This is a genomic window from Promicromonospora sp. NPDC052451 (genome assembly GCF_044547525.1).
Lineage (GTDB): Bacteria > Actinomycetota > Actinomycetes > Actinomycetales > Cellulomonadaceae > Promicromonospora.
Genome location: NZ_JBIUAP010000010.1, coordinates 203,506 through 218,008 on the forward strand (window position 1 = coordinate 203,506; position 14,503 = coordinate 218,008).

The following is a 14,503-nucleotide window of genomic DNA, read 5'->3' on the forward strand; positions in this document are numbered from 1 at the left end:
GCGGGTCCGGCACCGTGGGGGGCCGCAGCGGCGAGAAGGTGGCCCTCTGGGGCGGCCGGTTCGCCGGCGGCCCCTCGCCGGAGCTCGCGGCGCTGTCCCAGTCCACCCACTTCGACTGGCGGCTCGCGCCCTACGACATCGCCGGGTCGCGGGCGCACGCCCGAGTCCTGGCAGGCGCGGGCCTGCTCACCGAGCCGGAGCTCGCCCGGATGATCGACGCGTTGGACGTGCTGGAGCAGGACGTCGCCTCGGGCGCGTTCCTGCCAGTGCTGGACGACGAGGACGTGCACACCGCCCTGGAGCGCGGCCTGCTGGAGCGCGCCGGGGACGAGCTGGGCGGCAAGCTGCGCGCCGGACGGTCCCGCAACGACCAGATCGCCACGCTGGTGCGGCTCTACCTGCGCGACCAGGCCCGCACGATCGGGGCGCAGGTGCTCGACCTCGTGGACGAGCTCATCACGCAGGCCGTCGCCGCGGGCGACGCTCCCATGCCGGGGCGCACCCACCTGCAGCACGCCCAGCCCGTGCTGCTGGCGCACCACCTGCTGGCGCACGCCTGGCCGCTGCTGCGCGACGTCGACCGGTTCCTGGACTGGGACGTGCGTGCCTCGACGTCGCCCTACGGCTCGGGTGCGCTGGCGGGCTCGTCGCTCGGCCTGGACCCGGCGGCCGTGGCCGCCGACCTGGGCCTGGAGGGCGGACCGGTCGAGAACTCGATCGACGGCACGGCCTCGCGGGACGTGGCGGCGGAGTTCGCGTTCGTGGCGGCGATGATCGCCGTGGACCTGTCGCGCATCGCGGAGGAGATCATCCTCTGGAACACCAAGGAGTTCGGGTTCGTCCGCCTGGACGACGCCTGGTCCACGGGCTCCTCGATCATGCCGCAGAAGAAGAACCCGGACATCGCCGAGCTCGCGCGCGGCAAGGCCGGACGCGTGATCGGTGACCTCACCGGCCTGCTCACCACGCTCAAGGGCCTCCCGCTCGCGTACAACCGCGACCTGCAGGAGGACAAGGAGCCGGTGTTCGACCAGGTGGCGACGCTGACGACGGTGCTCCCGGCGTTCTCGGGGATGGTGCGCACCATGGTGTTCGACACCGACCGCATGGCCGAGCTCGCCCCGCAGGGCTTCTCGCTCGCCACCGACATCGCCGAGTGGCTCGTGCGCCAGGGTGTGCCCTTCCGCGTGGCGCACGAGGTGGCCGGGTCCTGCGTGCAGGAGTGCGAGGCGCGTGGCATCGAGCTGTGGGACCTGTCCGACGAGGACCTCGCCAAGATCTCGGAGCACCTCACCCCCGAGGTGCGCACGGTGCTCTCGGTCGAGGGCTCGCTCGCCTCGCGTGACGGCGTGGGCGGTACCGCCCCGGTGCGGGTCGCGGAGCAGATCGAGGCGGCGAAGGAACGCTCGACGGAGTTCCGCTTCTGGGCGGAGCCGAAGTAGGCCGTCCGCCGGCGGTTCGTGCCGGTGGTGCACCGATGTCAGGAGGGTGGATGACCGTATCGCCTGGTGTGCTGGGGGACCTGCTCGAGCAGGTGCGGGACGCTGACGCGCGGCTCGTCGTCGTCGACGGTCCGGCCGGGTCCGGCAAGACGACCCTGGCCGCGCAGCTCGGCGACGCGCTGGAGGCCCCGGTGATCCACATGGACGACCTCTACGAGGGCTGGGCCGCCGGCCCCGACGGCGGCGCAGCGAACCTCCGCCGCTGGGTGCTGGACCCGCTGGCCGCAGGGGAGCGGGTCCGGTACCGGCGCTACGACTGGGTGGCGGGCGCCTGGGCCGAGTGGCACGACGTGCCGCCGTCGGCCCACCTCGTGGTGGAGGGCTGTGGCGCGGGCGCGCGCCAGGTGGACGCGCTCGGCGCGTTCCGCGTCTGGGTCGAGGCGGACGACGCCGAGCGGCTGCGCCGCGGGCTGGAGCGCGACGGCGCCGCCGCGCGCGAGCACTGGCTGCGCTGGATGGCGGACGAGGCGGAGCACTACGCGCGGGAGGGCACGCGGGAGCGGGCAGACCTGCGGCTGGACGGTTTCGGCCGGCCGGTGTGAGCAGGAGGCGTCCGATCGTGCGGTGAGAGAAGGTGGCCCGCGGGGGTGGGTTGCTGACAGTAGACAATGTCTACCGCCAGCAACCCACCCCCGCGGGCCACCTTGATCCGACAGCCCAGGAGCCACCCGAGTGATCACCCCATGACCGTCCCGTCCCGCGAGTTCTTCGTCCGCCCCGTGGTCGACGTCGCCCGCGACCTGCTGGGCGCCACCCTGAGCCGGCGCACGGCCGAGGGCACGGTGACGCTGCGCATCACCGAGGTGGAGGCCTACGACGGCCCCACCGATCCCGGCTCGCACGCCTTCCGCGGCCCGACCAGGCGCAACGCCACGATGTTCGGCGAGCCCGGCCGCCTGTACGTGTACCGGCACCTGGGCCTGCACCACTGCGCCAACGTCGTCTGCGGGCCGGCGGGCACGGCGTCCGCGGTGCTGTTGCGCGCGGGGGAGGTCACGGGACCCGGGCCCGACGGCGTCGCGCTCGCCCGAGCGCGCCGGCTCGCCGGCGGCGTGGCCCGGACCGATCGCGACCTGGCCCGCGGCCCCGCACGCCTCGCGGTAGCACTGGCGCTCGACCTGGCCGACGACGGCGCCGACGTCACCGACCCGGAGGGCGCGGTCGTGCTCTCGGTACCGGTGCCGGGCACCGAGGGCTCGGGCGTGGCGCCGACCCGCACGGTGCTGTCCGGGCCCCGGGTGGGGGTGAGCGGCGACGGCGGCCGTGCGGACCTGTACCCGTGGCGCTACTGGCTCGACGACGAGCCGACGGTGTCGCCCTACCGGGCCGCGGCGCCACGGCGCCGGGCGGCACCCCGGAGATAGGGCCTAGGACTCCTATGCCTAGTGCTGCTAGGGTAAGCATCCCTAGCAGCACTAGGCATAGGAGTGCAGGTGCACATCGACAAGGACCTGGTCGCGGCGTCGGCCACGCCGCTCGTCCTCGGCATCCTGGCCGACGGCGAGTCGTACGGCTACGCGATCCTCAAACGCGTCAACGAGCTCTCCGGCGGCCGCATGGAGTGGACCGACGGCATGCTCTACCCCCTGCTCCACCGGCTCGAGCGCCTGGAGTACGTCAGGGCGACGTGGGGCACCTCCGACGTCGGGCGGCGGCGCAAGCACTACGCGATCACCCCGTCCGGGCGCGAGGCGCTCGCGGAGCGGCGGCAGCAGTGGGCCGTCGTCTCCGACGCGCTCAAGCAGGTCTGGCAGGACGCCCAGCCCGGTCCCGCCGTCGCGGAGGGATGGGCCTGATGAGCGAGCAGAACCCGGCCGCCCCCGAACGCGCGGGACACGCCGCCCTGGAGGACCAGATCGACCAGTGGCGCGGCTACGTCCGGCGACGGCGCGCCATCTCGGCGGCCGACGTCGACGAGATGGAGGACCACCTGCGCGGCCAGGTCGCCGACCTCACCGCCGGCGGGCTCGACGACGACGAGGCGTTCCTCGTCGCGGTCAAGCGCATGGGCAACCTCGACGACGTGTCGCGGGAGTTCGCCCGCGAGCACTCCGACCGGCTCTGGAAGCAGCTCGTCCTGGTCCCCGAGGAGCCCGGCGACACGAGCCGCTGGCGTGAGCTCGGCGTGGTCCTGGCGCTCGCGGTCGCCTCGGGCATCTGGGTCAAGATCCTGCTCGACGCCGCCGCGGGCGACGACCTCGTGCTGGTCCGCAACGCCGTCTTCGCCGTCCTGCCGTTCCTCGCGGGCTACTTCGTGTGGAAGCGGCGCGTGCCGTGGCGCGTGAGCGCCACCCTGCTCGCCGCGACCGCCGCGCTCGCCCTGGTGGTCAACCTCTACCCGTTCGAGCCGGGCCCTCACGACGAGCCGGGCATGACGCTCTTCCTCGCGATCAGCCACACCCCCGTGGTGCTCTGGCTGCTCATGGGCGCGCTGTACGCCGGCGGTGCCTGGCGCTCGGGCGCCCGGCGCATGGACTACGTGCGGTTCACGGGCGAGCTGATCATCTACCTCGCGCTCATCCAGCTCGGTGGGGGCCTGCTCATCGGGCTCACGTTCGGCACCCTGAGCCTGGTCGGCGTGGACTTCGAACCGTTCCTCGCCGACTGGCTCCTGCCGTTCGCCGTACCGGGCGCCCTGCTGGTGGGGGCGTGGCTCGTCGAGGCCAAGAAGAACGTCGTCGAGAACATCGCGCCGGTGCTCACCCGGGTCTTCACGCCGCTGACGATCGTCATGCTGGTCGCACTGTTCGTCGCGCTGCTCGTCAACGGACCGCTCACGGCGGTGGACCGCGAGCTGCTCATCCTGATGGACGCGATCCTCGTGCTGGTCCTGTTCCTGCTGCTGTACTCGATCTCGGCGCGCGACCCGCTGGCGCCGCCCGGGATCTTCGACTGGCTGCAGCTCGTGCTGGTCGGCGCGGCGCTCGCGGTGGACGCCGTGGCGCTGACCGCCATGCTCACCCGCATCGCCGAGTTCGGGTTCACCGCCAACAAGGTCGCGGCGCTGGGGCTCAACCTCGTGCTGCTGGTGCACCTGGGCTGGGCGGCCTGGCTCGCCCTCGGGTTCGTGCGCGGCCACCGCACGTTCGGCGCGATCGAGCGCTGGCAGACGGGATACCTCCCGGTCTACGGGATCTGGGCGGCGATCGTGGTGGTCACCTTCGGCCCGCTCTTCGCCTTCGCCTGACCCCGGCGGCGCCCGTCCTGCCGCTCCGCCGAAGTGCGCTTCTACCCAGTCATTGCGCCCGAGAACACGCTGCTTTCGGGGCGCAATGACTGGGTGGAAGCGCACCGTCGGTCGCGCCCGCGCCGTCAGGCCGGGTACGTCTCCTTGAGCACCCGGGCCAGGTGGCGGACGATCTCGCGCGGGCCCGACTTCGCCGTGCCCCGCTCGACGTCGCTGTTGTAGTTCGTGTTGGTGTTCACGTCGTACGTCAGCACCCGGCCGTCGGCCGTGCGGATGTTCTCGATGCCGGCCACCTCGATGCCGTGCCGCTCCATGAAGGCGAGGTACCGCTCCACGACCGGGTCGTCGTAGCCCTCGCGCTCGGAGAACAGGCCCCACTCGTCGTCGGGCGCCATCGAGACGGTGGCGCCGACCGGCGGGATGGGCCGGCCCGTGACCGGGTCGACGGCGCACGCGTCGGCCGGGCAGAGCTGGAACCCGCCGCGCTCGGTGTCGCCGCGGACGGCGTAGACCAGCTCACCGCCGACGAGCTCCACCCGGGTGATGCCGCCGTCCGCCGCCACCACGTACTCCTGGATCAGCGTGATGCCGTCCACGGGCTCCTCGTAGTCGTCGGACGCGAGGTGCTCAGCGAGGTCCTCGAACGAGTCGAACTTGCGCACGCCCAGGCCCTTGCCGCCCTGGTTGTGCTTGGTGACGAACGGCGTGGGGAAGCCCTGTGCGGCCTTGAGCACCTGGTCCCGCCCGACGGCGGCCACCGTGCGCGGCGTGTCGATCCCCGCGGCCCGCAGCGCCGTGAGCTGGTCCACCTTGCTCATCTCGAGCTCCAGCACCCGGCGGCCGTTGACCGTGCGGCGGCCGTACGCCTCCAGCCAGGACAGCACGGCACGCGAGTAGTCCTTGGTCAGGCCGTGATCGCGCGTGTGGCTGCTGGCGGAGATGCGCGACCAGAAGACGCCCTCCGGCGGCGCCTCGTCCAGGTCCAGGACACCGTCGGTCAGCACCCACTCCTCGTACTCGACGCCCTCGGCCGCGAAGGCCTCGGCGAACGGCGGGAACCACTCGGGGTTCTCGTGCAGGGCATAGATCTTCGGAGCGCTCACAGGAACCTTCCGCACGGTCGGGTGACGGTCAGAGGACCCGTCCATCCTGTCACGGCATCAGTGCAGGTCCGCTGTGTCCTGGGGCACAGCGGCCGCTGCCCGGCCCTCGTCCCCGGCGGGCTCGGGCGCCCGGTCGATCTCGGCGAGCGACCGGCGCGCCGCCGGCACCGCGAGGATCGCGCCCAGCACCACGACCAGCAGCACGCCGGCCAGGACGAGCAGCGACTCCACGGAGAACTGGTCGGCCAGCGGACCGAACACGACCATCGAGAGCGGCATGGCGACCGTGATCACGATCCCCACGAAGCCGAACACCCGCCCCTGCATCTCCGGCTCCACGCGCTCCTGGATGATCGTGAACGCCGGTGTGTTCAGCGCGGCGAACATGATGCCGATCAGCAGGCCGAGCGCGAAGAACACCCACATGTTGGTGGACAGGCCCAGGCCGGCGACCAGCACGCCCGTGAGGATCACCGAGCCGACCATCAGCCGCACCCGGCGGGTGATCCGGGGTCCGACGGTCGCCATGATGATGCCGCCCAGCAGCATGCCTCCGCCCCAGAACAGCTCGTTGGCGGTCAGCTTCCACACCTCGTCGCCGAACGTGCGGGTGACCATCAGCGGCGTGAGGTAGCTCGGCGCACCGACCAGGAACATGACCAGCGCGAACAGCGCGACCAGCCACTTCACGGGGGCGTTCGCGCCGATGTAGCGGACGCCGGCCGCGAGGTCGCCGAAGTAGCTGACCGGTCCGTCCGCGCCGTCGGCCCGGACCAGGCGCGGCACGGTGACCAGGGCGAGCAGCCCGACGCCGATGAGCGCGGTGGCCGCGTCCACGAAGAACACCGCGACGATGTCGAAGGACGCGTAGATCGCGGCGGCCAGGGCCGGGGCGAGCAGCATCATGCCCGACTGGATCGACTGGAACATCCCGTTGACCCGCATGAGCTGGTCGGCCGGCACGATCTGGGGGATCATCGCGCTCACCGCGGGCGTCTGGATGCCCGCGAACACCGAGCGCACGGCCAGCGCCACGTAGATGACCCACAGGTCGTTCACGCCGCTGAGCATGAGCAGGGCCAGGCCCAGCGTGACCACGGCGATGGTGGTGTCCGCGCCGATGATCAGGAGCTTGCGGGAGTGCCGGTCGGCCCAGACGCCGCCGAAGATCGACATGAACGCCTGCGGCAGCATGCCGAACACGATGCTCAGCATGAGCACCGAACCCGACCGGGTCTCGATGGTCAGGTGCCACATGACGGCGAACTGGACCAGCATCGAACCGAGCAACGAGATGGTCTGACCGGTGAGGAACAGCCCGACGTTCCGCTTCCAGTGGGGCATGTCCGTGGCGCTCATGCTCCGATCCTCCCTGACGGTCCGGCGGGGCGCAGGGCTTTTTTCGTGTCCATGCCCGTTCGACGACGGCGCCGGCCGGAACTCATCGGACCGGCCGGCGACCGGCTCAGAGGAACAGCTCGACCACCGGTACGGCGACGTCGGGCCGCGCCGTCGGCAGGTGCAGCGTCAGGGTGCCCGGCGGCTGCCCGCCGGGCGTCGTGTTCCACGCCTTCTGGCCGGGGTCGGTGCGGGTGGCCCGCAGCTCCGAACCGTCGTGCAGGAGCTGCGCGTACCGCACCCGGTCGGCGAGCCCGCGCAGGTGCACGTGCGCGAACGGCCACGCGAACAGATGCAGGTACAGCCGGTCGGCGCGCTGCGTGAGCACCACGCCGGGCGGCAGGCCCGGCGCCAGTGCCTCGACCAGGGCGGGGTCGGCGGGCCCCGCCCCGTGCACCGCCCGCCCGTGCAGCCGGGTCCACGCGCCGAGCGCCGCGAGCGTGGTGGTGTCGCGCGCCGGGATGGCCCCGCGCCCGTCCGGGCCGATGTTCAGCAGCAGGTTGCCGCCCTTGGCCACGGTGTCCACCAGCATGCGCACCAGCAGGTCCGGGTCCTTGAACCGGGTGTTGTCCCGGTCGTAGCCCCAGCTGCCGTTCAGCGTCTGGCACGCCTCCCACGTCAGCAGCGCGCCGTCGTCGTCCCGCATGGGCCCGTCCGGCTGGTACTGCTCCGGGGTGACCAGGTCGCCCGGGATGCCGAGGCGGTCGTTGACCACGGCCTGCGGCTGCAGCTCGCGGACCAGGGCGAGCAGCCCCTCCGCGTCCCAGTCCTCGGGGTGCTTGCCGCGCCAGCCGTCCCGGTCGTGCGCGTAGGTGTAGTCGAAGAACACGTAGTCGACGGCGCCGTACCCGCTGAGCAGCTCGCGCACCTGGGCGTGCAGGTAGGTGCGGTAGCGCGCCATGTCGCGCCCCGCGTTGAGGGAGTGGGCGTCCGGGTCGTCCCGGCGCGGGTGCAGGTAGTCGACCGTGAAGTCCGGGTGGTGCCAGTCGATGAGCGAGTGGTACAGGCCCAGGCGCAGCCCCTCGGCCCGGACCGCCTCGGCCAGCTCCGCGACCAGGTCGCGCCCGCGCGTGCGCGCGACGGAGTAGTCGCTGACGGCGGAGTCCCACAGGGCGAAGCCGTCGTGGTGCTTGGTGGTCAGCACCACGTACCGCATGCCGGCGTCCTTGGCGGCCCGCGCGATCGCGCGGGCGTCGAACAGGTCGGGGTCGAACACCTCCGCGTACCGCTCGTACTCCTCGGTGGTCCGGCGTTCGTTGCTCATCACCCATTCGTGCCGGGCGGCGGTGGAGTAGAGCCCGAAGTGCACGAACAGGCCGAACCTGGCCTCCGTGAACCAGGTCCGGTCCGGGTGGGGCAGCGGCTGGGACATGTGCGGATCACTCCTCGTCGAGCGTGTGTCCCGGAGCCAGGGGCAGAGGTATGACGTATCGCTCCGGGTGGGTCGAGCCTATCGGGTCCAGAAGGTGATCGAACCCTACGATCCGACCCGGATCGGTGCTATAGATTGGATGAATCGTCAACGTAGCCGTTTTCCAGAAGGAGTTCCCGTGACCACACCCCTTGAGTTCGACGGCGTCCGCGCCATCGTCACGGGAGGGGCGTCCGGCATCGGCGCCTCCGTCGTGACCGCTCTGCTGGCACGCGGCGCCCAGGTCGTCGCGATCGACCGCTCGTCCGACGGCGTGCCCGCGGGCGCGTCCGGCGAGATCGCCGACGTGACCGACGACGCCGCCGTCCGCCGCGCGGTCGAGGCCGCTGCCCAGCGTCTGGGCGGCATCGACGTCGTCGTCAACAACGCCGGCATCGGCGCCCAGGGCACCGTCGCCGACAACGACGACGCCGAGTGGCTGCGCGTACTCGACGTTAACGTGCTCGGCATCGTGCGCGTCACCCGCGCCGCCCTGCCGTACCTGCGCGAGTCCGCGCACGCCGCGGTGGTCAACACGGCGTCGATCGCCTCGTGGACGGGCCTGCCGCAGCGCGCCCTCTACTCCGCCAGCAAGGGCGCCGTCCAGGCGCTCACGCTCGCGATGGCCGCCGACCACGTGCGCGAGGGCATCCGCGTGACCTGCGTCAACCCCGGTACCGTCGACACGCCCTGGGTGGGCCGGCTGCTCGACGCCGCCGCCGACCCGGCCGCCGAGCGCGCCGCCCTGGAGGCCCGCCAGCCCACGGGCCGGCTGGTCAGCCCCGAGGCCGTCGCGCACGCCGTCTGCTACCTCGCCAGCCCGCTCGCCACCGCCACCACGGGCACGGCGCTCGCGGTCGACGGCGGCATGCACGAGCTGCGCGTGCGCCCGCCCGAGCAGTCCTGACCCCACCTGCCCACCCGTACCGAGAACGAGGACACGATGCACCTGCTCCGCCTGGGCCCCCTCGGCCAGGAGATCCCCGCCGTCACCTCCGACGGCGCCACCTACGACCTGCGCCCCCTGACCGCCGACGTCGACGGCGCGTTCCTCGCCGCCGACGGCGTGGCCCGCACCCGGGCCGCCCTGGCGGCGGGGGAGCTGCCCGTGCTCGACGGCGCGGACGCGCTGCGCCGCGGGGCGCCGATCGCGCGCCCGGCCGCCGTCGTCTGCATCGGGCAGAACTATGCGGCGCACGCACGCGAGTCCGGTGCCGAGCCGCCGCGCCTGCCGATCATCTTCTTCAAGCACCCCAACACGGTGGCCGGACCGGACGACGCCGTGCCGCTGCCACCCGGGGCCGAGAAGGTGGACTGGGAGGTCGAGCTGGCGGTCGTGATCGGCCGGCGCGCGAGCTACCTGGCGTCGCCCGAGGCGGCGCTCGAGCACATCGCCGGGTACACCGTGGTGGACGACGTCAGCGAGCGCGCGTGGCAGCTCGACGACTCGCTCGGCCAGTGGTCCAAGGGCAAGTGCGGGCCCGGCTTCCTGCCGACGGGCCCGGCGCTGGTGCCCGCCGACGAGGTGGACCCGGGCGGCCTGCGCCTGCGCTCCTTCGTCAACGGGGAGCCGCGGCAGGACTCGTCGACGGCGGACATGATCTTCGACGTCGCCGCGATCGTGCACCACCTGTCGCAGTACATGGCCCTGGAGCCGGGCGACCTGATCTGCACGGGCACGCCCGAGGGCGTGGCCCTGTCGGGCCGCTTCCCGTACCTCGCCGACGGCGACGAGGTCACCCTGGAGATCGAGAACCTGGGCCGGCAGACCCACACCTTCACCTCCTAGGACGACGACGTGTCAGACGCTCAGGTCACTCCGGTGACCTGAGCGTCTGACACGTGCGGGGGATCAGCTCGCCGGGGAGATGCTCATCTCGCCCGCCGGGCCCTGGCGGTAGACCGTGAAGTAGCCCGGCGCCGCCAGCGGGTTGTCCGGGGTGTCGTCGAGGTAGCTCCACACCGGCTCGCCGTCCACCCGCAGCACCACGCGGGTGCCGCCCTCGACGGCCACGGTGCCGAACGTGATCTCGTGCGTCGAGTTCGGCTCGATCACCGTGTTGGGGAACACGTCGATCATGAAGACGTCGGGCTTCCAGCGCTGCATCTCGATGACGTCCTCCTTGATGACCACGAGGTAGCCCGAGTTGCTGTTGGTCCACACCGGGAGGCCCGCGGCCTTCGAGCGGACCGAGAACCCGAACCAGCCGCCGTTGAAGTCGCCGAACGACGAGTCGAAGCGAAGCAGCTCGTCGCCGAACGTCGTCGGGGCGAACCCGGAGGCGCTGCGGGGTGCCAGGTGCGCCGCGCCGTCCGCGACGGTCACCCCGCCGGACGGCGCCCACGCCGCCGCGTCGAGGATCTCGGCCCCCAGGTCGGTCACCGGGTGGTCGGCCGCCTGCACCGTCACCGTGGACGACGCCGACAGCCCGGGCACCGCCGTCGAGGTGGCCGTGATGGTGGCGGTTCCGGCCGCGACGCCGCGGACGGTCCCGCCGGCGTCGACGGTGGCGACCGCGGTGTCGCTGGAGGCCCACTCCAGGCCGGTGCGGGTCGCGTCCGCCGGGGTGAACGTGACGCCCGGCTCCCACGTCTCGCCCGGCTCGATCGTGGCGGCCGACGGCGCGAGCGTCACGCTCGTGGGATCCACCCCCACCAGCGAGAACGTGACGTCGTCGAAGTCCAGCGCCGTGAAGCCCTGGACGTAGAAGCCCACCTTGCCGGCCGCGGACGGCGCCGGGTTGGCCCCCGACACGACCTCCTCGCCGTCGAGCAGCACCCGGACGCCGTCCGCCGTGACGACCACGCGCACGTCGTACTGGGTGCCCGGCGCCAGCCCCTCGCCCGCGGGCAGGGTCACCTGCTTGACCGTGCCCCACGCCGCGTCGAAGATCGTCCACGTGGACCCGGCCGCCGCGTGCCGGTACCGGACGTACCCGCCCGGCGTCGCACCGGTGCGGTCGTAGACGAGCATCTGCCCGCCCTCGGGCACCTCGGCCGGCGTCGTGACGGTGAAGTCCAGCGCGTACTGCGAGAACTGCCGGTCGAGCTGGGTGTTGGCGCCGTTCTTGATGCGCAGGACGTGGTCGCCCGTGCCGTCGTCGACGATCGCGCGGTTGGCGTCGGTGGGCCAGCCGTTCGCGCCCGACTCGAAGTCGGTCGAGTGCAGCACGCCGTCGCCGGCCGCCACGGTGACCGTCATCTCGTCGCGGATGCCCGGGTCGGCCGTCGACTCGACGGTCACGACCAGCTCGCCCGGCCCGATCGCGGTGAGCACGCCGGACGCGCTCACCGTCGCGACCTCCGGGTCGCTGGAGGTGTAGGTGACGGCCTGGTTGGTCGCGTTCCACGGCACGGCCTGCGCCGCCACCGAGAGCTCGTCGCCCAGGGTGACCGTGAGCTGATCGGCGGGCAGTGCCAGCGACTCCAGCGCCACCTCGTCCGGCGTCTGGGAGTGGCCCACGTGCCCGTCGGTGCCGATCTCGTCGAACGGGATGGCCTCGAAGCCGGGGATCTGGTCGAACACGGCGGCGTCGGGCCGGAAGGAGTAGTCACCGCCCGCCGCGTCCACGAACCCGGGGTCGGTGTCGGTCACCCAGTTGTCGCCGTAGTTGAGCAGGTTGTTGGTGTCGAGCGCGCCCTCGGCGTTGACGTCGGGGTTGCGCGTGCGGTTCGGGTTCCAGATCACGTTCCGGCCGAACGAGCTCTTGTTCGGGTAGTAGTGGTTGTCCTCGAAGAAGTGCCCCAGCTCGGGGTACCTGGTCAGGTACGGCGTGCCGACGAAGTCGTTGTTGTCGGCGAACACCTTCTCCCACTTGGGCATGTACACGCGGTCGACGGTGTTGCCCTCGCCGTCGCCCATCCACTGCGTGTAGTTGTCGTACGGCACGGTGGTGTCCACGAACACGTTGTTCACGGCGTCGATGTAGTCGGCCGAGCCGGACTTGATCGCGTCGTTGCCCATGTTCACGAACACGTTCTGCTCGATGTTCAGGTCCCACGTGAAGTTGTCCGCGTAGATCCCCTCCACGCCGTGCTTCGTGAGGCCCACGTCGTGGAAGTAGTTCTGCCGGAACACGTGGCCGCGCTGCTGCGGCGTCTCGCCCGAGTTCATGTAGATCGCGCCGAGGTCCTGGAACGTCTTGCAGACGTCGTAGACCTCGTTCTGCTCGAACAGGTGGTCGTTGCCGTGCACGATGATGCCCGGGTGCGGGGCGTCGTTGATCTCGTTCCCGCGCGCCACGTTGCCCACGCCGTCGAACATGACGCCCGGGTTGTAGGCCTTGTGGTAGTAGGCGAAGTCGTGGATGTGGGAGTCCTCGACCCGGTTGTTGCCGGGCGCCAGGGTGGTCTTGTTCCCGCCCTGCAGCACCACGCCGACGCCGCCCACGTGGCGGATGTCGCTGGACACCACCGCGTGGTCGGTGCCGCCCCGGTTCACGGGGATGCCGTCGTAGGTGTACCGGCCGGGGGAGTTGAACAGCACACCGCCGTCGGTGAAGTTCTGGATGTCGCTGTTCGAGATCGTCACGTGGCTGCCGCCGAGGATGACGGCTGCGTTGGCCCGCCCGTAGTCGAGCACCAGGTCGTCGAACGTGACGTACGAGGTGCCGTCCGTGCGGATCATCGGCTCGTCGAGCGTGGTGACCACGGGCGCGCCCCGCTCCGCCAGGAACGACGCGTTGGGCACCAGGTACAGCACGCCCGTGGCCCGGTCGATGAAGTACTCGCCGGGGGCGTCGAGCTCCTCCAGCAGGTTCTGCGCGAAGTGGAAGTCGGGGTACCAGGTCTTCATCAGGCCCGACATCTCGCCGTAGCGCAGCGTGATGGTGCGCGCGTCGGTGTCGATCGACTCGATCTTGTTGTACGACCACTCCCAGCTCTGGCCGAAGATGCCGTCCAGCCAGATGTCGTCGGCCTGGCCCCAGTGCTGCGGCCGGTCGTAGGAGTAGCTGAACGTGCCGCCGCGGTCCTGCAGGTCGGCGTCGTCCTTGGTGGGGCCCGGGTCGATGATCTTGTTCATCTGCACGGTGTCCTGCACCGCGCCGGCGTTGGGCCAGCGGGCGAGCGTCATGTCCTCGCCGTCCACGTACAGCTCCATGGGCGGGGTGGTGCTGACGTCGTTGGCCTTCCAGTACCCGTGCCGGCTGAGCTGGCCGTAGTCGTCGATCCCGAGCTCGCCCAGGTCGATCTGGAGGATGTCGTCGCGCGCCGACGTCTCGATGACCCGGTCCAGCACGGCCTGGTCGGTGACGGGGGAGAAGCCGTCGTACGGGAGCTCCGTGCCGCCGGAGATCGTGGCGGTCTCGCCCGGGTAGGAGCGGTAGGTGATCGGTGCGTCGGCGGTTCCCGAGTCCTCGGCGCCGAGCGTGAACGACGCCGACCGCTCGTACGTGCCCTCCCGGAGGTAGACGGTCACGCCGTCGTCCGGGAGGTTGCCGGCCGTGCGGAGCGCCCTGATGGCGTCGCGGGCGGCCTCCAGCGTGGCGAGCGGGGCGGCCTCGGTCCCGGCGGCGGCGTCGTCGCCGTCCGGGGCGAGGTAGATCGTGCCCTGCGCGCCAGGGGCGTGCGGGCCCTTGCCGGGCTTGCCCGGCTTCCCGGGCCGGTTGGCCGGCCCGGCGTCGAGGGTGGCGCCCGCGGCGCTCGCCGCGGGCGTGGTGACGGACGTGTGCTGTGCCCCGGTCCGCGGGGCCGCCGTGGCGGCCGCGCTGGTGGCCGTCGCGCCGACGACGCACGTGGCGACGGCGGCGGCGAGCAGGGCTGACAGATGTCGCTTCATTGCGAGTGCTCCGACCTCTTCGGTGATGGTCATGACTGCGGGTCGGCATCGACCCACGACTGGCAGCGGGAGCGATGCTACATTAATCGATAATCGCTGACAATGGTGCGGAGTTGGCGTGCA

Annotated in this window: 11 protein-coding genes; 7 read left to right on the plus strand and 4 right to left on the minus strand. The window is 71.8% G+C overall.

The genetic code is table 11. The annotated features are described in order from the left end of the window. Nucleotides 1-14 precede the first annotated feature (14 nt). The 5 genes from argH to ACIG47_RS18635 all read left to right on the plus strand — a co-directional run bounded on the left by argH (nt 15) and on the right by ACIG47_RS18635 (nt 4,689). Nucleotides 15-1,442, plus strand: a complete 1,428-nt coding sequence (argH, locus tag ACIG47_RS18615) for an argininosuccinate lyase (protein ID WP_397432541.1) — start codon at nt 15-17, stop codon at nt 1,440-1,442. Nucleotides 1,443-1,492: 50 nt separating this feature from the next. Continuing rightward, entirely contained in the window at nt 1,493-2,044 is a 552-nt protein-coding gene (locus ACIG47_RS18620; RefSeq protein WP_397418600.1) for a uridine kinase, read from the plus strand. Between the two features lie 141 nt (nt 2,045-2,185). Further along, a complete protein-coding gene (locus ACIG47_RS18625; protein WP_397432509.1) occupies nt 2,186-2,866 on the plus strand; it encodes a DNA-3-methyladenine glycosylase in 681 nt (226 codons plus the stop codon). 69 nt (nt 2,867-2,935) lie between these two features. Then, nucleotides 2,936-3,298, plus strand: coding sequence for a PadR family transcriptional regulator (locus tag ACIG47_RS18630; RefSeq protein WP_397418604.1), 363 nt, complete (start codon nt 2,936-2,938; stop codon nt 3,296-3,298). Next, a complete protein-coding gene (locus tag ACIG47_RS18635; RefSeq protein WP_397432510.1) occupies nt 3,298-4,689 on the plus strand; it encodes a permease prefix domain 1-containing protein in 1,392 nt (463 codons plus the stop codon). Before ACIG47_RS18630 ends, ACIG47_RS18635 begins: the two co-directional genes overlap by 1 nt. A gap of 125 nt (nt 4,690-4,814) precedes the next feature. Here ACIG47_RS18635 and ACIG47_RS18640 read toward each other — a convergent pair whose 3' ends face one another. From ACIG47_RS18640 to ACIG47_RS18650, 3 genes are all read right to left on the minus strand, one after another. Further along, the gene (locus ACIG47_RS18640) at nt 4,815-5,792 is read right to left on the minus strand and encodes a RimK family alpha-L-glutamate ligase (protein WP_397432512.1); all 978 of its coding nucleotides are present in this window, start codon (nt 5,790-5,792) and stop codon (nt 4,815-4,817) included. A gap of 57 nt (nt 5,793-5,849) precedes the next feature. Then, nucleotides 5,850-7,151, minus strand: coding sequence for an MFS transporter (locus tag ACIG47_RS18645; protein WP_397432513.1), 1,302 nt, complete (start codon nt 7,149-7,151; stop codon nt 5,850-5,852). A 106-nt stretch (nt 7,152-7,257) separates the two neighbouring features. Continuing rightward, the gene (locus ACIG47_RS18650) at nt 7,258-8,562 is read right to left on the minus strand and encodes an alpha-L-fucosidase (RefSeq protein ID WP_397432514.1); all 1,305 of its coding nucleotides are present in this window, start codon (nt 8,560-8,562) and stop codon (nt 7,258-7,260) included. Between the two features lie 139 nt (nt 8,563-8,701). On the opposite strand from ACIG47_RS18650, the gene ACIG47_RS18655 reads away from it, so the two are divergent. Next, nucleotides 8,702-9,508 (plus strand): SDR family NAD(P)-dependent oxidoreductase, encoded by an 807-nt coding sequence (locus ACIG47_RS18655; protein WP_397432516.1) that lies wholly within the window; start codon nt 8,702-8,704, stop codon nt 9,506-9,508. Between the two features lie 36 nt (nt 9,509-9,544). Next, nucleotides 9,545-10,390, plus strand: coding sequence for a fumarylacetoacetate hydrolase family protein (locus ACIG47_RS18660; RefSeq protein WP_397432517.1), 846 nt, complete (start codon nt 9,545-9,547; stop codon nt 10,388-10,390). Between the two features lie 63 nt (nt 10,391-10,453). Here the strand turns inward: ACIG47_RS18660 and ACIG47_RS18665 are convergent, their stop codons facing one another. Then, a complete protein-coding gene (locus ACIG47_RS18665; protein WP_397432518.1) occupies nt 10,454-14,380 on the minus strand; it encodes an Ig-like domain-containing protein in 3,927 nt (1,308 codons plus the stop codon). Nucleotides 14,381-14,503 lie beyond the last annotated feature (123 nt).

Bases quoted from the DNA above. Each gene is read 5' to 3' on its own strand.
- ACIG47_RS18620 (WP_397418600.1), top strand. From the start codon at position 1,493: ATGACCGTATCGCCTGGTGTGCTGGGGGACCTGCTCGAGCAGGTGCGG.
- ACIG47_RS18625 (WP_397432509.1), top strand. From the start codon at position 2,186: ATGACCGTCCCGTCCCGCGAGTTCTTCGTCCGCCCCGTGGTCGACGTC.
- ACIG47_RS18635 (WP_397432510.1), top strand. From the start codon at position 3,298: ATGAGCGAGCAGAACCCGGCCGCCCCCGAACGCGCGGGACACGCCGCC.
- ACIG47_RS18645 (WP_397432513.1), bottom strand. From the start codon at position 7,151: ATGAGCGCCACGGACATGCCCCACTGGAAGCGGAACGTCGGGCTGTTC.
- ACIG47_RS18650 (WP_397432514.1), bottom strand. From the start codon at position 8,562: ATGTCCCAGCCGCTGCCCCACCCGGACCGGACCTGGTTCACGGAGGCC.
- ACIG47_RS18655 (WP_397432516.1), top strand. From the start codon at position 8,702: ATGAATCGTCAACGTAGCCGTTTTCCAGAAGGAGTTCCCGTGACCACA.
- ACIG47_RS18660 (WP_397432517.1), top strand. From the start codon at position 9,545: ATGCACCTGCTCCGCCTGGGCCCCCTCGGCCAGGAGATCCCCGCCGTC.
- ACIG47_RS18665 (WP_397432518.1), bottom strand. From the start codon at position 14,380: ATGAAGCGACATCTGTCAGCCCTGCTCGCCGCCGCCGTCGCCACGTGC.